The 17,691-nt window shown below is 42.1% G+C and carries 15 protein-coding genes; 8 read left to right on the plus strand and 7 right to left on the minus strand.

Going from position 1 to position 17,691, the window contains the following annotated elements; genetic code table 11:
- Nucleotides 1–544 precede the first annotated feature (544 nt).
- Entirely contained in the window at nucleotides 545–889 is a 345-nt protein-coding gene (locus BB427_RS07110) for a Grx4 family monothiol glutaredoxin (protein ID WP_010375406.1), read from the minus strand.
- 386 nt (nucleotides 890–1,275) lie between these two features.
- Between BB427_RS07110 and BB427_RS07115 the strand changes: the two genes are divergently transcribed.
- From BB427_RS07115 to BB427_RS07130, 4 genes are all read left to right on the plus strand, one after another.
- The gene (locus BB427_RS07115; protein ID WP_069019933.1) at nucleotides 1,276–1,857 is read left to right on the plus strand and encodes a Fe-Mn family superoxide dismutase; all 582 of its coding nucleotides are present in this window, start codon (nucleotides 1,276–1,278) and stop codon (nucleotides 1,855–1,857) included.
- Nucleotides 1,858–2,042: 185 nt separating this feature from the next.
- Nucleotides 2,043–3,965: a PrkA family serine protein kinase gene (locus BB427_RS07120; protein ID WP_017217990.1), complete on the plus strand. Its 1,923-nt coding sequence runs from the start codon at nucleotides 2,043–2,045 to the stop codon at nucleotides 3,963–3,965.
- Nucleotides 3,966–3,990: 25 nt separating this feature from the next.
- A complete protein-coding gene (locus tag BB427_RS07125) occupies nucleotides 3,991–5,274 on the plus strand; it encodes a YeaH/YhbH family protein (protein WP_010606430.1) in 1,284 nt (427 codons plus the stop codon).
- Between the two features lie 18 nt (nucleotides 5,275–5,292).
- Nucleotides 5,293–6,798: a SpoVR family protein gene (locus BB427_RS07130; protein ID WP_010606429.1), complete on the plus strand. Its 1,506-nt coding sequence runs from the start codon at nucleotides 5,293–5,295 to the stop codon at nucleotides 6,796–6,798.
- A gap of 166 nt (nucleotides 6,799–6,964) precedes the next feature.
- On the opposite strand, the gene BB427_RS07135 is transcribed toward BB427_RS07130, so the two are convergent.
- Complete coding sequence (locus BB427_RS07135) at nucleotides 6,965–7,324, minus strand: DUF4870 domain-containing protein (RefSeq protein WP_039492452.1); 360 nt, start codon at nucleotides 7,322–7,324, stop codon at nucleotides 6,965–6,967.
- A gap of 388 nt (nucleotides 7,325–7,712) precedes the next feature.
- On the opposite strand from BB427_RS07135, the gene BB427_RS07140 reads away from it, so the two are divergent.
- Both BB427_RS07140 and BB427_RS07145 read left to right on the plus strand, forming a co-directional pair.
- Nucleotides 7,713–8,372: a hypothetical protein gene (locus BB427_RS07140; RefSeq protein WP_069019926.1), complete on the plus strand. Its 660-nt coding sequence runs from the start codon at nucleotides 7,713–7,715 to the stop codon at nucleotides 8,370–8,372.
- Entirely contained in the window at nucleotides 8,354–8,839 is a 486-nt protein-coding gene (locus BB427_RS07145) for a DUF2269 family protein (protein ID WP_039492454.1), read from the plus strand. The genes BB427_RS07140 and BB427_RS07145 overlap by 19 nt, the downstream gene beginning before the upstream one ends.
- 149 nt (nucleotides 8,840–8,988) lie before the next feature.
- Here BB427_RS07145 and BB427_RS07150 read toward each other — a convergent pair whose 3' ends face one another.
- The gene (locus BB427_RS07150; protein ID WP_010606425.1) at nucleotides 8,989–9,963 is read right to left on the minus strand and encodes a sensor domain-containing diguanylate cyclase; all 975 of its coding nucleotides are present in this window, start codon (nucleotides 9,961–9,963) and stop codon (nucleotides 8,989–8,991) included.
- A 2-nt stretch (nucleotides 9,964–9,965) separates the two neighbouring features.
- Complete coding sequence (locus tag BB427_RS07155) at nucleotides 9,966–10,970, minus strand: response regulator (protein ID WP_010375391.1); 1,005 nt, start codon at nucleotides 10,968–10,970, stop codon at nucleotides 9,966–9,968.
- A 201-nt stretch (nucleotides 10,971–11,171) separates the two neighbouring features.
- On the opposite strand from BB427_RS07155, the gene tpx reads away from it, so the two are divergent.
- On the plus strand, nucleotides 11,172–11,753 hold the full coding sequence (gene tpx, locus BB427_RS07160; protein WP_017217995.1) for a thiol peroxidase: 582 nt from the start codon (nucleotides 11,172–11,174) through the stop codon (nucleotides 11,751–11,753).
- 98 nt (nucleotides 11,754–11,851) lie between these two features.
- Here the strand turns inward: tpx and htpG are convergent, their stop codons facing one another.
- Both htpG and recR read right to left on the minus strand, forming a co-directional pair.
- Entirely contained in the window at nucleotides 11,852–13,765 is a 1,914-nt protein-coding gene (htpG, locus tag BB427_RS07165; protein WP_069019928.1) for a molecular chaperone HtpG, read from the minus strand.
- A gap of 165 nt (nucleotides 13,766–13,930) precedes the next feature.
- Complete coding sequence (gene recR / locus BB427_RS07170) at nucleotides 13,931–14,530, minus strand: recombination mediator RecR (RefSeq protein WP_069019930.1); 600 nt, start codon at nucleotides 14,528–14,530, stop codon at nucleotides 13,931–13,933.
- A gap of 271 nt (nucleotides 14,531–14,801) precedes the next feature.
- Between recR and BB427_RS07175 the strand changes: the two genes are divergently transcribed.
- Nucleotides 14,802–16,877: a M13 family metallopeptidase gene (locus tag BB427_RS07175; RefSeq protein ID WP_069019932.1), complete on the plus strand. Its 2,076-nt coding sequence runs from the start codon at nucleotides 14,802–14,804 to the stop codon at nucleotides 16,875–16,877.
- 50 nt (nucleotides 16,878–16,927) lie between these two features.
- Here BB427_RS07175 and BB427_RS07180 read toward each other — a convergent pair.
- Nucleotides 16,928–17,691, minus strand: a 764-nt coding sequence (locus BB427_RS07180) for a rhomboid family intramembrane serine protease (protein WP_254663596.1), incomplete at its 5' end; no start/stop codon positions are given.

Below are 17,691 nucleotides of genomic sequence, written 5' to 3' on the forward strand. Positions count from 1 at the left end.
GCCTTGATTGAAAGTAGAGTCAACACAAATATGAATACATATTCATAAACTTGAATATTTCTCATTGGTAAGACAAGTTAGCCAAAATCGTAATAAATTTGCCACTTTGAAAATAGTGAATATAAATTTGTAAAATGACACCGGTATCACACCAATAAAAATGCAACGAGACACAACCGAAAGCAAACGTTTACGTAAACGTAAACCAAGGTAAAAATGAATAATTATTCACTTTTTGGATTTTATAGAACTCAATATCGAAGCACGTTCGATTACACTGTTTATATAGGTATGCAAAACAGAGAGCGTTTTTAGCTTGACGCTAACGTCAACTTGAGTTGATAAAAATAAGCGAGTAGCTCTAAGTTAGATAAACGCGAATAGCGTTAATGAAAGTGTAGATATCTTAAATTCAATGAACTTGCTGGTTTTCAACCAAACATCAGACAAAAAGACTTGCTAAGAAAAGTAGGTAGGAAGATATTAGAAGATTTTTTAAAAAATAAAGCATGGCAGAGTATCGACTCTGCCATAAGCGGTTAGCTTATTCCGCTGCTGCTTCGTCTTTCTTATATTTAGCTGCTGTTTCAGCAATAAGAGGTTGAAGCTCACCTTTTTGGAACATCTCAATGATAATGTCACAACCACCGATTAACTCACCTTCTACCCAAAGCTGAGGGAAAGTTGGCCAGTTCGCATAATGTGGTAGTTCAGCACGAATGTCTGGATTTAATAAAATGTCAACATAAGCAAACTGCTCACCACACGCCATCAAAGCCTGAGATGCCTGCGAAGAGAAACCACAGTTAGGGAGTTTTGGCGACCCTTTCATATATAGGATGATTGGATTTTCTTCGATCTGCTGTTTAATCTTGTCAATAGTTTCCATTAGTTACCTCAAAATGACGTTTCGTCCAATGCTTATCAATATTTAGTTTAGCATCGGCGTTTTAGCTTGCTACTCACTTTAACAACACCTGTTGCATTCATAATGCCAAGCTTTAAGCAGCGATAGAATCTCGGGATACATGGCTAAAATAAGCATGACCGCCTGTCATGATGTTCTACACTTTGACTGCTATTCGGCATATGTTCACAAAGAATGTGTATTATAAGTCATTAAGTCACTGGCACGCATTGCTGTTTGCCAAAACTTGAGTAAAATAGTCAGGAATTATAGTATCACTATATAGGCCAATGGTATAGAAAAGTGGGCTGATGTTAGCTACCTTTCGTATGCGTTATTGGCAAATCAACCAAAAAATGGAGATTAATATGGCATTTGAACTACCGTCACTACCTTATGCACTAAATGCTCTTGAGCCGCACGTTTCTCAAGAGACGCTAGAATTCCACCACGGTAAGCACCACAACACATACGTTGTAAAGCTTAACGGTCTTATCGAAGGTACTGACTTTGAAGGTAAATCACTAGAAGAGATCGTATGTAGCTCTGAAGGTGGTGTTTTCAACAATGCTGCTCAAATCTGGAACCACACTTTCTACTGGCACAGCCTTGCGCCAAATGCAGGTGGCGAACCAACAGGTAAAGTTGCTGAACTAATTAATGCAAAATGGGGCTCATTCTCAGCATTCCAAGAAGCTTTCAACGACAAAGCAGTTAACAACTTTGGTTCAAGCTGGACTTGGTTAGTACAACTAGCTGACGGCTCTCTAGATATCGTTAACACTTCAAATGCAGCGACTCCGCTGACTGAAGAAGGTGTTACCCCTATCATCACAGTTGATTTGTGGGAACACGCTTACTACATTGATTACCGCAATGTTCGTCCTGATTACCTTAAAGGTTTCTGGGCACTTGTTAACTGGGATTTCGCTAACAGCAACCTAGCTTAACATCAACTATCAGTATTGATGCAACAATGGGGCGCACAAGCGCCCTTTTTCATGCCTGTAACTCAACATTAATACATAAAAAATCTAGTTTTTTTTGGGTATTCTTCATATCACGACTAAGCTTTAAGTAACCTTTCCAAATCTGTGATCCGCAAACCACACCAAGTAGCTTATTGGAGGTCGTTATGACAATATTTGAACATTATCAGGCCAGATATGAAGCCGCGCAAGAAGAAGAGTACACCATCGCGGAATTTCTTGAAATTTGTAAAAATGACAAATCAGCCTATGCCAGCGCACCTGAGCGACTTCTGATGGCAATAGGCGAACCAGAAATGATCGATACGTCGAAAGATGCCAGACTTAGTCGGCTGTTTTCGAATAGAGTAATAGCTCGATACCCTGCCTTCAATGAGTTTTACGGTATGGAGGATGCCATTGAACAAATAGTATCGTATCTCAAACATGCCGCACAGGGGCTTGAAGAGTGCAAACAAGTGCTCTATTTACTCGGCCCGGTTGGTGGTGGTAAATCCTCTATCGCAGAAAAGCTCAAGTATTTGATGCAAAAGGTGCCAGTTTATTCTTTAAAAGGCTCACCCGTTAATGACCACCCGCTTTGCTTGTTTAGCCCTCAAGAAGATGCTGACCTACTTGAAAAAGAGTACGGCATTCCTGGGCGCTATATTAAAACGATAATGTCTCCATGGGCGACCAAACGCTTACATGAGTACAATGGCGATATCACACAATTTAAGGTCGTAAAACGCTACCCTTCCATTCTTGATCAAATTGCTATCGCGAAAACAGAGCCTGGGGATGAGAACAACCAAGATATCTCAGCGCTGGTAGGCAAAGTCGATATTCGTAAACTTGAGCATTTCGCTCAAAATGACCCTGATGCTTATGCGTATTCTGGCGCGCTATGCCTTGCGAACCAAGGTTTGATGGAATTTGTCGAGATGTTTAAAGCACCCATTAAGGTGCTACACCCGCTGCTAACTGCAACCCAAGAAGGCAACTACAATGGTACAGAGGGTATTTCCGCCCTACCATTTAGCGGCCTAATACTCGCTCACTCTAACGAATCTGAATGGCAAACTTTTAAGAACAATAAGAACAACGAGGCATTTTTAGACCGTGTTTACATCGTCAAAGTGCCTTATTGTTTGCGCGTGTCTGAAGAAGTCAAAATTTACGAGAAGCTTATTGAAAATAGTGAGCTCAGAGAGGCTCCCTGTGCGCCTGGCACTTTAGAAACTTTAGCGAAGTTTTCAGCACTGTCTCGAATTAAAGAGCCAGAGAACTCCAGTATCTATTCAAAAATGCGAGTTTACGATGGTGAAAGCTTAAAAGACACAGATCCAAAAGCTAAATCCTATCAAGAATACAGAGATTATGCAGGCGTTGACGAAGGCATGAACGGCCTTTCAACTCGCTTTGCCTTTAAGATCCTCTCTCGTGTGTTTAACTTTGACCATAGTGAAGTCGCAGCAAACCCTGTTCATTTGTTCTATGTACTTGAGCAGCAAATTGAGCGCGAACAATTTAACGCTGAAGTACAAGAGCGCTACCTAAGCCATCTAAAAGGGTATCTAATCCCACAATATGTCGAATTTATCGGTAAAGAACTACAAACAGCTTACCTTGAGTCTTACTCTGAGTACGGCCAAAATATTTTCGACCGCTATGTTACCTATGCAGACTTTTGGATCCAAGATCAGGAATATCGTGACCCGGATACTGGTCAACTGTTTGATAGAGCCGCGCTTAACGGCGAGCTGGAAAAGATTGAAAAGCCAGCAGGTATTTCCAATCCAAAAGATTTCCGTAACGAGATAGTCAACTTTGTTTTAAGAGCAAGAGCCCATCACAATGGTGACAATCCAGTATGGACCAGCTATGAAAAACTAAGAACGGTTATCGAGAAAAAAATGTTCTCTAATACCGAAGACTTACTCCCTGTAATTTCATTTAATGCAAAAACCTCTGCCGAAGATCAGAAGAAGCACGAGGACTTTGTCAATCGTATGGTTGATAAAGGCTATACCCAAAAACAAGTTCGCCTACTTTCGGAATGGTATTTAAGAGTTAGAAAGTCACAGTAACTTGTTAGTATGAAGAGGGTGTTATATGGCGCATTTTATTGACCGCCGTCTTAACGGCAAAAATAAGAGCACTCTGAACCGCCAACGTTTTATCCGCCGCTACAAAAAGCAGATAAAAAAAGCGGTTTCAGAGGCCATCAACAAACGTAGTGTGACTGATATCTCCAGTGGCGAAAGTATTTCTATCCCACAACGAGATATCAGCGAGCCCACTTTCCATCAGGGAAAAGGGGGGGACAGAGAGCTCATTCACCCAGGTAACGATCAATTTTCAACGGGCGATCGGATCCAGCGCCCTCCTTCAGGGCAAGGTGGTGGGTCAGGTGATGGCGAGGCAAGTAACCAAGGTGAAGGACAAGACGACTTTGTATTCTCTATTTCAAAAGACGAATACTTAGACCTATTGTTTGAAGACTTGGAGTTACCCAACTTACAGCAAAGCCAGTTAGATAAATTAATGCAAATGAAAACGCATCGAGCTGGCTTTTGTAATGATGGTATGCCCAGCAACTTAGATATTGTACGCAGTTTAAAAGGCTCAATGGCACGCCGTATTGCGATGACCTCGAGTAAACGCAGAGAGTTAAGAGAGTTGGAAGAAGAACTAGCGAATATGCTTGCTGAACCTGTTCCTCCTCAACAGAAAATCAATGATATAGAACTGCGGATCCAAGTGCTAAAAGAGCAAATCGCTGCGGTGCCTTTCATCGACAATTACGATTTACGCTTTCGTAATTACGAAAGGCGTCCACACCCCACCAGCAAAGCGGTTATGTTTTGCTTGATGGATGTGTCTGGCTCAATGGATCAAGCTACAAAAGACATGGCAAAACGTTTTTATATTTTGCTCTATCAGTTCTTAACCCGCACTTATAAAGATATTGAGGTAGTCTATATCCGCCACCATACCCAAGCAAAAGAAGTAGACGAGCAAGAGTTTTTCTACTCGCAAGAGACTGGTGGCACAATTGTCTCAAGTGCGCTGAAATTAATGGATGAAATCATTCAAGAGCGTTATGCCCAAGGCGATTGGAATATTTACGCCGCACAAGCCTCTGACGGTGATAACTGGGCAGATGATTCTCCACAATGCACCCAGATACTCTCTAACAAACTACTTAAAATTGTCCGCTACTATGCGTATATAGAGATAACGACCCGTGCACACCAAAGTCTGTGGCGGGAGTATCAAGGAGTAGCCAACTCATTTGACAACTTTGCTATGCAGCACATTCGAGGTGTAGAAGATATTTATCCTATCTTTAGAGAATTGTTCAAGAAGAACAAAAATAAGCAAAGTGCGGCATAATTTTTGGGAGGTTGCGCGATGACATATCAGCCAATTGACGATGGTCCAGATTGGACCTTTGATTTACTTGATACTTATCATCAGGAAATTGCTCGTGTAGCCGAGCATTACAGACTTGACACTTACCCAAATCAAATTGAGGTGATCACAGCTGAGCAGATGATGGATGCCTACTCAAGTGTGGGTATGCCAATTGGTTATGCACATTGGTCGTACGGTAAAAAATTTATCCAGACAGAGCAAACCTACAAACGAGGTCAAATGGGTCTTGCCTACGAGATTGTGATTAACTCTAATCCTTGTATTGCGTACTTAATGGAAGAAAATACCATGCCTATGCAGGCACTGGTGATGGCGCATGCGTGCTATGGTCATAATTCTTTCTTCAAGGGTAACTATCTATTTAAAACCTGGACGGATGCATCATCCATCATTGATTACTTGGTATTCGCTAAAAATTATGTCGCCAAATGTGAAGAAAAGTACGGTATTGATGAGGTAGAAAACCTGATTGACTCTTGTCATGCGTTAATGAATTACGGGGTTGATCGATATAAAAGGCCGCAACGGATCTCTATGTTTGAAGAGCAAAAGCGGCAAAAAGAACGGGAAGATTATTTGCAGTCCCAAGTTAATGAATTATGGCGAACCATTCCAAAAGGTGAAGATGAAGAAACCGACAACCGTGCCCGTTTTCCATCGGAACCCCAGGAAAATATACTGTATTTCATCGAGAAAAATGCCCCATTGTTGGAGTCTTGGCAACGCGAGATTATTCGTATTGTGCGTAAAGTGTCACAGTACTTCTACCCGCAAAGACAAACTCAAGTCATGAATGAAGGCTGGGCTACATTTTGGCATTACACTATTTTGAACCACTTATATGACGAGGGAAAACTAAGTGATTCCTTTATGTTGGAGTTTTTACAAAGTCATACCAATGTTGTGTATCAACCGCCATACAATAGTAAATTTTATTCAGGGATAAACCCCTATGCGCTCGGCTTTAATATGATGGTCGATATTCGCCGTATATGCGAAAACCCAACGGAAGAAGACAAACAGTGGTTCCCGGAATTTGCGGGGAGCAACTGGCTAGATACACTGCATTTTGCGATGCAAAATTTTAAAGACGAGAGCTTTATCAGCCAATTTTTATCTCCAAAACTCATGCGCGACTTTAAGCTTTTTACGATTGTCGACAAACAAAAATCTCCGCACTTAGAAGTTGGCCCTATTCACGACGAAATGGGTTATCAACAACTCCGCAGTGCCCTTTCAGCGCAGTACAACTTGAGTAACCATGAGCCTAATATTCAAGTCTATGACGTCGATGTGCGGGGAGATCGTTCACTTACGCTAAGGTATGTACCGCAAGGCGGGATCCCACTTGCCGCTTCAAAGCAAGAAGTGATAAAGCACCTCTACCGCTTATGGGGATTTAAAGTGAAACTTGAACAAGTAGATGAAAATGGCAATATTGAGCAGATAGCTCAATGCCCTGAAGAGGAAAGTGAATCGTAACTCTATTAGTTTGACTTAGGAGCCGGCAAACAGGTTGTATTTGCCGTGACTCCTTGCTAATGCTTAGACTCTTTAGCTTCAACTACTCTACAGTGAGGTGTGCTATTAAATTCTAGACTGCACGTAAACACTTCCAACTGCAGAGCTTCGCTATTAAAAGTGTCGGTTACTTAAAAAAATTGAAGCTAAGTGGATAAATCCATACTTCCCCATTATTGGCTTTCATCGCGGCAATGATGGCAAATATAATATTAAGAATAGCTAACACAACAAACCCTAAAATACCAACTGCAACAAAAACTAAAATACCGCAAATTATGGAATAGATGATTAAGCTAATTAACCAGTTAATAGTGGCTTTTCCGTGTTGGTCGATTGTTTCGCTTTTATCCTTATTGGTTGCCCACATAACCACCGGTAATACAAGCCCTAGTCCCGGAGCAACAAAGCTCGCCAGTTGACTCAAATGTAATAACATACAGTATGTATTTAGCGGCATCCCCCAGTATTCATCATTATCGTTCATTTTTCATTCCCTTTTATTGTTGTAAGTGATTACGCATTTCAAGCAAGTGTTTCATATTGACTGAAGTCTATGGAATTCTTCCTAATGACTTAAAATCATTTAAGGAACTACTATTCACCTGCCTCATCTTAAAATAAATGGCTAAAGACCTCTAATTGAGAACTCAACTCCCCACTCCTCCATTAAAGCTAGATAAGCCATGATTTACAAGTCTTTTGATATCGAGAGCATGAGCGTAGACATAACAATTCTGGTTAACCGCTGTAGTTTAAAGACAAGGGTTATTCAATTTTCACCAAGTAAATAATGTCTATTCAGACTAAGGCTTTACCAATTTTGGGTATAGATTTAAGATGAACCATGAGACTCCAATCCAGACGTAAAACCAATGGATCAATACAAAACCAAATTTGTTGTTGTTTATCTGATTGCCGCAATAATTACTGCTGCATGTCTTTTAATGAATGGACCGATGCGTCCAGGCTTGCCTCTTGATAACACGGTAATAATGCGTATGGAGTTTATTGCCGAAAACTTAGTATTGTGGCAGTGGTCTTGGATAGCTTGGATGTTCTCTGCACTAGGTCTGTTAGTATTTAGTGTTATTTTAGCAGATGAGCTCAAAGCAGACTTTAGAAAGCATGTTGGCCTGCTATTAGTCGCATTGGGTGTGGCCCCAGATCTAATTGCTGAAGTGATTTATGCCTTTGTTTTACCAAAAGTAGTTCATTTAGCCATGGGAGAATCTGTATTTTTACTGTTTGAGCATATTGCAACCCATCTAACCGGTTACTTAGGTAATGGCCTTTATAATTTAGGAGGGCTTACGTTAACCTGTCTAGCCATTAAGCAAGGTATATTTAAAACATGGGTGTCAGTGTGGGGGATCACCGCTTGGATTTTAGGTTTATTGCTGTCTGTATCTATCGCTGCTGGTCAACTTAAAGCTGCTGAGATATTTACTGCATCAAGCATGACTCTTAGTACACTTTGGATGATTATCTTTGCACATCAAGTTTTGAGGCCTAGATGGAATACGCAATCTTAAAATTAGTGCACATAGGCGCCTTGATTTTTTGGCTCGGCCCAGCTCTTGGTGCTTGGTTTGTGTTAAAAGCAATAGAAAATGAAAATATAGGACCGGTGACCGCGAAGGTGGGTCATGTATTCTTTCTCATGGTCACACTGGAACATGTGGCATTTATAGTTCTCTTATTAACAGGCTTTTCTATGGCTTTTTTAGCTGGATGGTTTACATCTCCATGGCTCCAGCAAAAGCTACTGGTGGTCGGTCTCGTGATTATCCCATTAGAAGTTGTCGATATTTTCTTGGGAAACTGGTTAGCAGCAAAGGCATCTAAAAGTGTCCACTTGGGCATTGCAAGCGCTCAGCAACGGCGTTGGTTAGCGCTCTATCACGGCCCTTTTACTAAACTTGCACTCTTAACCATACCGGTTTCAGTTGTTATTGTGATGTATTTAGCGGTAAGTAAGACGCCACTTTCATCACTTTAATTCGCAGAAATAACCGAACAATACGGCTGATTTGTCTAACAGACCGCGGTTCATTCCACACTGATACTAAAAAGTTAGTGGGGTAAAAATTATAAAGTGGCAATATGAATAGAACCGCGCCGCACTAAAGCCACTATATAAAGATAAATTTACTCGCTGGCCATGTCTTCAGAGTATACAGTTACCCGATTTCTTCCGCCCTCTTTAGAAACATACAAAGCGCTGTCTGCCGCTTCAATCCATTGCTCATGTTTTTCAAAAGACTCTTCGTACACGGCAACACCAAGACTAACCGTAATCTTGATTTGTTGCTCATCGTAGTAAATCGATGAGTTTTCTATTAACGAGCGCAGTCTTTCGGCGAAAGTAATTGCACCTTTTACGTCTGTGTCGAGCAAAGTCACCGCAAACTCTTCACCGCCGTAGCGGCCTGCAGTATCAGTTTCTCGCAGTGTTTTGCGTAGTAAGTCTGAGATATGGCGTATAGCCTCATCTCCACCACTATGACCGTATTCATCATTAATTCGCTTAAAGTGGTCAATATCAAACATAAGAAGTGCACTTTGGCCCTGATTACGTTTCAAGCGCTTAAACTCTTGCTTTAGGCTCTCTTCCCAAAAACCGCGATTATGCAACTGGGTTAAACTGTCTGTACGGCTGATTTTTTCTAATTGTTTATTCAACGACTCAAGCTCTAACTTATTGATTGCTTCATCGGTAACATCATATATGATCACACAAATATGCCCTACATCTCCCGTCACCGTGGTCAACGGAATAAAGGTCGCATTCTGATACATATAATCAGCCTTGCCTGTAATAGGCCGATAGTTTTTGAATCGGAAAATATACGCTTGCTGCTCCCAAATGGTAAACGACCGATTTTTTAGCACGAACACCGGTTCAGCTTTTGATCTAAACCATTGCTCATCAATACTTGGGAACAAATCAAAAATGTCTTTATCTTTGACTGCACTGGGTAATAAGCCTGAATGATTTTCCATAAAACCATTCCATATACACACCTTGTAGTCGCGATCGAGCACCACCAAGCCAACATCTACGGTGTTAAACATATCCATTAACCAATGGATTTCATTCATATCAAAATCGGCTGCAGGCATAGTTAATCATCCAATAAGTAGGCTACTTTGTATTTTAATGTTTTAAGTGAGTCTTCTGTGAATAACAGCATAAGATCACAGTTGATGTTGTGGTGCTCTATGCCATAGCTAATCTCAATGGCGAGCGTTCGTTGCCATCTCGCCTTGTTGGCTTTCACAAGTTCAGCCACATCACAATGTTGACCAAGCACCACTGGATGACCTTGGCTAAACGACATATCGAGTTGCTTAGATAGCCCAGTTAAAATTGCACCAATCAAGATATTGCTAATATCCATTAACAGTTCAAGCTCAACTTTGGTATTAAGATCGCCATGATAATTCATCAATGACGCTATCTCTTTGAAACTGGAATCATTAAGCAGTAGCAGCGCTTCACCGGAAACACCACCACCAATAAAGCCTTGGCAAACGCCCGACGTAGTTGCGCTAGCATCAATGGCTTGCAGTGCCATGTGCAGCTCATTAACTTCGAGTACATTAACGTTTGGAATAGGTAATTCGACGAATACGTTTAGCAATCGCGCCAACAAATCCCCAGCTTGCCCCATAGCAACGTTGGTAAGCTCTTGATAGATATCGCGGATCTCAGGGTCTAGCTGCTCACCAAGTTTATGAACCAAGCTTTCTCTGATTGCTTTGTCTTTTATTCCATGATGCTCAATAATTTCAGCAAGTTTAGCTGCATCGCAGGGCTTACGGATAAAATCAATAGCGCCGAGTTCTATCACTCGTTGGTGCGCATTAGGTTGAATGTCGCCAGAAACAACGACAGTAAGCACGGATAAATCTTGCTCGCTGATGGCTTGCAGTACTTCGTAGCCATCCATCTGCGGCATATTTAGATCAAGGAATAGAATCTCTGGAGAGAGTGCTTTGATTTGTTTAATACAGTCGAGTCCATTCTCTGCAAATTCTACTTTAATGTCCCAGTCGTCTGGCAATGAACGCGCCAGCTGCCGACGGGCAAGTTTTGAATCGTCACAAATTAGGACTAGTGTTGACATACAAGCTCTCTTTCTGTTTCCCATGCGTATCGGCACGATGTCGGGAAGTTTTAGTTATAATTATGAGATTAAAGCTTAAAATTGCGACATATGTTAATAAAATGACGCCATCTTGACAATCTAAATGTCACTTAAGCTTGGTTAGTTACTGTCAGTATAATACACTCAAATCAATTAAGTTAACTTCAAAAGGAATACTTTATGCTGAAAGCGTTAGTTTTAGCGAGTGGTCTGTTTAGTGCGATATCATTGGCTTATGATTTACCTGAAAACTCGGTAGATATGGGCAAGGTAAAAGCGCAAGGTAAAGCGGTGGTATTGCTTGGTAATGGTGTAAAGCAAGGTCAGGCTGCACCGGATTTTAAGGTTGCCGATGCTGACTTCAGCCCTGTTACCCTGAAAGACTTTGAAAGTCGTGCAATTTTAATTAGTGTCGTACCGAGCCTAGACACTGGTACTTGTAGCCTACAAACAAAACATTTTAATGAGAAAGTAGCAAGCCAATTTCCAGATGTTGCCATGTTGACGATTAGTGCGGACTTGCCGTTTGCGCAAAAGCGCTTTTGCAAAGCAGAAAATATCGACAAGGTTAAAACATTATCAGACGCCGTATGGCATTCTTTTGGTGAAAACTATGGTTTGTTGATTAAAGATATGGGCCTGCTCAGTCGCGCGATTTTTGTGCTAGATAAGGAACACAAAATTGTTTACAAGCAGCTGGTAGAAAATTTAGCAAAAGAGCCAAACTACGAAGAAGTCGTTGGCGCACTGAAGAGTCTATAGCCTCACTATATCCTCTCATCAATAAACACAAAAAAGCCGGTCACTTAACAATGACCGGCTTTTTCAATTCGTTATACTAATTTATTACTTAATTAATTTTACTTTTGTAGATCTAGCATTAGCTTGTTAAGACGGCTTACAAAGCCCGCTGGATCTTTCAGGCTACCACGCTCTGCAAGCATTGCTTGGTCTAGTAGTACTTCTGCCCATTGTCCAAACTTGTCTTCGTCTTGTTCGTTATTCAAATGCTTAACCAATTGGTGCTCTGGGTTAAGTTCAAATACCGGCTTAGACTCAGGCACGGCTTGACCCACCTGCTCCATTAGCTTTTGCATTTGTGAGCTCATATCATGATCATCTGCAACCACACACGCTGGAGAATCTGTTAAGCGGTGCGTAAAGCGTACTTCTTTCACTTTATCGCCAAGTGCTGTTTTCACTCGCTCAACTAGGCCTTCAACTTCCTTCTCACTTTCTTCGTGTGCTTTCTTCGTTTCTTCGTCATCCATATCACCCAAGTCAAGATCACCACGCGTGATTGACTGAAGTGGCTTCTCGTTGAATTCAGTGAGATGACTCATCATCCACTCGTCAACGCGATCTGACAATAGTAAAACTTCAATACCTTTCTTACGGAAGATTTCAAGATGCGGTGAGCTCTTTGCTGCTTCAAAGCTATCAGCCACGACATAGTAAATCTTATCTTGGCCTTCTTTCATGCGCTCAATGTACTGCTCAAGCGATACGTTTTGCGTTTTCTCATCAGTATGCGTAGAGCTAAAGCGCAATAGTTTTGCAATAGCATCTTTGTTTGCGAAATCTTCAGCTGGACCTTCTTTGATCACATTACCAAACTCATTCCAGAATGCCTGATAATCTTCTGGTTTGTTTTTGCCCATGCGCTCAAGCATTTTAAGTACACGAGATGTACAGCCTTTACGAATAGCTTGAGTGATCTTGTTGTCTTGTAGGATCTCACGAGATACGTTAAGCGGTAAATCGTTAGAATCTAGTAAGCCTTTAACAAAGCGCAGGTAGCTTGGCATAAACTGCTCGGCGTCATCCATGATGAACACGCGTTGTACATAAAGCTTAAGGCCAGCTTGACGCTCACGATTGTATAAATCGAAAGGTGCCTTTTTAGGGATATAAAGTAGGCTGGTGTATTCAGTTTTACCCTCTACTTTATTGTGTGCCCAAGTGAGCGGCTCTTCCCAATCATGACCGACATGCTTATAAAACTCTTTATATTCTTCGTCGCTGATCTCTGATTTATCGCGAGTCCAAAGAGCTGTTGCTCTGTTGATCGCTTCCCACTCGCCAGGTTGCGCTTCAATTTTCTCGCCATCTGGGCCTTCAGACTCAGGAACTGGGTCTTTATAAAGTTCAACAGGAATTGAAATGTGATCTGAGTATTTAGTCACAATACCGCGAAGGCGATAAGTTTCAAGGAACTCACTTTCTTCTTCACGAAGATGCAGTGTGATCTCTGTACCACGCTCTGCTTTTTCGATTTCAGCAATCGTGAAGTCGCCTTCACCTTGCGATTCCCATTCAACCGCTCCTGACTCACCCGCTTTACGCGTACGAACAGTTACTTTATCAGCAACAATGAATGCGGAATAGAAACCAACACCGAACTGACCAATCAGCTGTGAATCTTTCGCTTGGTCACCGGTTAGGTTTTTAAAGAAATCAGCTGTACCAGATTTTGCGATGGTACCTAATGAGCTGATCACTTCGTCACGCGTCATACCAATACCATTGTCAGAAATGGTGATGGTTTTTGCATCTTTGTTTACGCTTAAGCGGACACGTAGCTCTGCGTCACCTTCGTAAAGGTCACCATTTTGCAAAGCTAAATAACGTAGTTTGTCAGCCGCGTCTGAAGCGTTAGATACTAATTCGCGTAAAAAGATCTCTTTATTTGAGTACAAAGAGTGGATCATTAGGTTTAATAATTGTTTGACTTCTGTTTGAAAGCCTAATGTTTCTTTTTGAGCTGCGGACATTGTTCTCTCCAATATAAGCAATTAATGCAGTGTTCTTTATCAATATGCTAGGTATATGGGGGAGGAGAAAAAACTTTCAAGAGACTGAACAAAATTTTTAACAAATCGCCCTGTTTTTTGGATAAATTGCTCAATAAAACAGGGCTTTCATCAGTAAAAGTGAGATTAAAGCTTCTTGCGCCCACTAAACGCATGCATCAACGTCATACCGTCTACCAGATCAAGCTCACCGCCAACAGGCATACCGTGAGCGATGCGAGACGCTTCAACTTGATATTTATGACATAACTCAGAAATATAGTGTGCCGTTGCCTCGCCTTCTACCGTTGGGTTTGTCGCTAAGATAACTTCGTTAATATTGCCAGCACTTAGCTTGCGCTCAAGAACATCAAGGCCGATTTCATTAGGGCCAATTCCATCCAGAGGCGATAAATGCCCCATCAGCACAAAATACAAGCCATTAAATTGGCCCGTTTGCTCTATCGCCAATACATCCGTTGGTGATTCAACCACACAAAGCAGCCCTGTGTCTTGGCGCTTGATACTTTGGCAAATATCACACACTTCAACCTCACTAAATGTTCGGCAGCTTGAACAATGACCAATGGCTTGCATTGAATGCGTTAGGCTGTGCCCTAGTTGACTGCCGCCCTCTCTGTCTCGCTCTAATAAATGAAAGGCTATACGCTGCGCGGACTTAGGTCCAATGCCAGGTAAACAACGCAGCGCTTCAATAAGCGCCGTTAAACTTGGTGATAATTGCATAAATTCGTTTCTTGTGGTCCATGCAGTGAAAAAACACTGATAACAATGCCGAAATGATAAGGGATATTGTTGTTGATTTAAAGCTTGATCCTATTTCAATACCCTTCGACTCATTTCTCAGTTTAAAAATGCATTCATCGCGAATTTCCCAACAATTCGACTCAAATGCTTGCAGCAAGAGCGTATTCGCTCGACAATGGCTCCATTCCCGATAGTAAGTACAATAACGCAACTGTCGGGCCCACTTCTCGAACTAGATAGAGACTACATAATGAAAAAAACGATAATAGCGAGTGCACTTACAGCTATCATGCTGACGGCTTGCTCTGAGCCGCAAGTCACAACAAGTGAAACCAAACAAGCAGAAAATGCGGTAGTAACTACAGGTAAGGCAGAACTTGGTAGTTTTGGTGTTGACCTCAGTGCACGCGATGAAAGTGTAAAACCTGGCGATGATTTCTTTATGTATGCCAGCGGCACTTGGTACAAAAACTACGAAATGCCAGCAGACAAAACGCGTTTTGGTGCATTCTCAGCACTTGCTGAACGCAGTGAAGAACAAGTAAAAACCATTATCGAAGAGATAGCTAACGGTGAAAACCTAAACGCCGAAGAGCAGCTAATTGCCGATTTTTACAATGCTTATATGGATGTTGAAACCCTAAATAAGCTTGGCATTAAACCTATTCAACCACTACTTGCTGACATTGACGCCATTAACAACACTGACGGCCTCACCAAAGCGTTTGGACAATCTTGGTTAACTGGCGTCAATGCGCCGATCGGCGGCGGGATGTGGTTTAACCGCCTAGACCCAAATAAATACGAAATGTCGATGGGTGCTGGTGGACTTGGACTACCAGATCGCTCTTACTATTTAGAACAAGCTGAGCGTTTTGCTAAAACTCGCGAAGCATACGTTGCACATATTGCAGATATGCTTAAATTTGCGGGTAAAGACAAGCCGACTGAGCGCGCAGAAGCCATTCTTGCACTTGAAACTAAAATTGCTGAAGGCCACTGGCCACGTGAAAAGCGCAGAAATCGCGACCTGACATTAAATCAAGTCAAACGTGACGAGCTAGCAACACAGTACCCAGGCTTTAATTGGGATTTATATTTTGCTGAAACGGGCTATAAAGTGCCTCAGCTAAATATGTCTCAGCCAGAGCCGATCAAAGCGATGATTGCGCTTATCAACTCTGAAGACTTGGCCGTTTGGAAAGACTACTTAACTTATCACGCAATTAGCGGCAATGCGTCGCTGTTGTCTGAAGATATCTTCAATACTAACTTTGAATTTTATGGCAAACATTTAAGTGGTCAGCAAGAGCCTCGTGCTCGTTGGAAACGTGCAATCAGCGAAATGTCTGGCACTACTTCGCTTGGATTTGCAATTGGTAAAGTTTACGTTGCCCGTTATTTCCCTGAGTCTTCTAAAAAACAAATGTCAGAATTGGTTGAAAACCTACGCACCGCGCTTGGTGAAAGGATTGAAAGCTTAGACTGGATGGGTGAAGAAACGAAAGTAAATGCTCAGGCAAAACTTGCCGCATTTACGCCTAAGATTGGCTACCCTGATAAATGGCAATCATTTGATGGGTTAACCTTAACCCGCGATAACTTAATGACGAATGTGAAAAATCTACGTGAGTTTTTCCGCAACGACAGCATCGCCAAAGAGCTTGAAAAAACCGACCGTAACCGCTGGGGTATGACACCGCAACGCGTAAACGCCTATTACAACAGCTCGTTTAATGAAATCGTTTTCCCTGCGGCAATTTTACAACCGCCATTCTTCGACCCTAATGCAGATCCTGCAGTAAACTACGGCGGTATTGGCGCAGTGATAGGCCACGAAATGGGCCACGGCTTTGACGACCAAGGCTCTAAATCAGATGCCAACGGGATTCAACGTAATTGGTGGACCGATGCCGACCGCGCTGCTTTCGAAGAAAAGGCAGACAAGCTCGCGGCACAATACAACAAATATGAGCCTATCGAGGGTAACTTCGTAAACGGTCGCAACAGCCTTGGCGAAAACATCGGTGACGTAGGCGGCCTTGCGATGGCTTACCATGCATATAAACTGAGCCTAAACGGCAAAGAAGCACCGGTGATTGATGGCTTGACTGGCGACCAACGTTTCTTCCTTGCTTGGGCACAAGTGTGGAAAGAAAAGCGTACTGAGCAAAGCATGCTAAACCAGCTACGCGCAGGTACACATGCACCGGGGCAATTTAGAGCGCTTGCGCCTCGCAACCATGATGCATGGTACAAAGCGTTTGACGTAAAACCGGGTGACAAACTTTACCTAGCACCTGAAGAGCGCGTGCGTATTTGGTAATAACTTAAATCCCAAAGCATAACCTGCCGTTACTGGTAGGTTGTGCTGCTTTAACGCCGAGCAATACGCTTTTGCTTGGTTAAGTATGCCCCGCATAATCCGCTTAAAAACCCAAAAATATGGCTTGAACTACTCGTTTGCGCCGAAAAATCAAATAATGTCGCTAAAAAGCTAATATTGGCATAGTAAGTCAAAACTAGCAGAGCTACAAAACTAACAATGCCAAGCACATCGCGATTGAATAGCGCAGCACCCAGCAGTAAGCCAAAGTAACCCATTACAATGCCTGATGCACCAATGTGGTTTGCATGTCCAGAAAACAGCCACACCAACAGTCCTGTAGCAACCACAATAAAAAAAGTTGCTCGCTTAAACCTCGGTAATCGGGCTGCCAAATAGCCACTAATACTTAAGCCGAGCAAATTACTCAGCAAATGTCCCCAGCTACCATGTATAAAAGGCGCGGTTAACACACCACTCAAATGATGTACATTATGCGGTACAATCCCAAAACGGTAGACGGGTAAGCCAAAAATACCACCTAACACCTGTACGAGACACATCACCGCCATCGCGTACAAAACCAACTTAAAATTGGGCGGAAAAACCAGTGCACGTTTACTCATCTTACTTCCGTATACAGACAAAAATAGCGCCTTATTAAGCGCTATTTCGAATAGATTTGCAAACTCAGTCCACGTGAACTTTACATACTTAACCTGAGGTTTGGATAAGGAATGTTCCAACTCATTGTTGCTAAAGCACAACTTAGTTTTTTCCTTGTCTAGCCAGCAAGATTTAGGGAAAACAAGGC

This window comes from Pseudoalteromonas sp. BMB (assembly GCF_001709235.1).
GTDB classification, from domain to species: Bacteria; Pseudomonadota; Gammaproteobacteria; order Enterobacterales; family Alteromonadaceae; genus Pseudoalteromonas; species Pseudoalteromonas maricaloris.

What these genes read in the sequence shown, in the direction of transcription:
- BB427_RS07175 (WP_069019932.1), top strand. Translation starts at nt 14,802, where the DNA reads ATGAAAAAAACGATAATAGCGAGTGCACTTACAGCTATCATGCTGACG.
- BB427_RS07135 (WP_039492452.1), bottom strand. Translation starts at nt 7,324, where the DNA reads ATGAACGATAATGATGAATACTGGGGGATGCCGCTAAATACATACTGT.
- BB427_RS07110 (WP_010375406.1), bottom strand. Translation starts at nt 889, where the DNA reads ATGGAAACTATTGACAAGATTAAACAGCAGATCGAAGAAAATCCAATC.
- BB427_RS07145 (WP_039492454.1), top strand. Translation starts at nt 8,354, where the DNA reads ATGGAATACGCAATCTTAAAATTAGTGCACATAGGCGCCTTGATTTTT.
- BB427_RS07130 (WP_010606429.1), top strand. Translation starts at nt 5,293, where the DNA reads ATGACATATCAGCCAATTGACGATGGTCCAGATTGGACCTTTGATTTA.
- htpG (WP_069019928.1), bottom strand. Translation starts at nt 13,765, where the DNA reads ATGTCCGCAGCTCAAAAAGAAACATTAGGCTTTCAAACAGAAGTCAAA.
- recR (WP_069019930.1), bottom strand. Translation starts at nt 14,530, where the DNA reads ATGCAATTATCACCAAGTTTAACGGCGCTTATTGAAGCGCTGCGTTGT.
- BB427_RS07155 (WP_010375391.1), bottom strand. Translation starts at nt 10,970, where the DNA reads ATGTCAACACTAGTCCTAATTTGTGACGATTCAAAACTTGCCCGTCGG.
- BB427_RS07140 (WP_069019926.1), top strand. Translation starts at nt 7,713, where the DNA reads ATGGATCAATACAAAACCAAATTTGTTGTTGTTTATCTGATTGCCGCA.
- tpx (WP_017217995.1), top strand. Translation starts at nt 11,172, where the DNA reads ATGCTGAAAGCGTTAGTTTTAGCGAGTGGTCTGTTTAGTGCGATATCA.
- BB427_RS07150 (WP_010606425.1), bottom strand. Translation starts at nt 9,963, where the DNA reads ATGCCTGCAGCCGATTTTGATATGAATGAAATCCATTGGTTAATGGAT.
- BB427_RS07125 (WP_010606430.1), top strand. Translation starts at nt 3,991, where the DNA reads ATGGCGCATTTTATTGACCGCCGTCTTAACGGCAAAAATAAGAGCACT.
- BB427_RS07115 (WP_069019933.1), top strand. Translation starts at nt 1,276, where the DNA reads ATGGCATTTGAACTACCGTCACTACCTTATGCACTAAATGCTCTTGAG.
- BB427_RS07120 (WP_017217990.1), top strand. Translation starts at nt 2,043, where the DNA reads ATGACAATATTTGAACATTATCAGGCCAGATATGAAGCCGCGCAAGAA.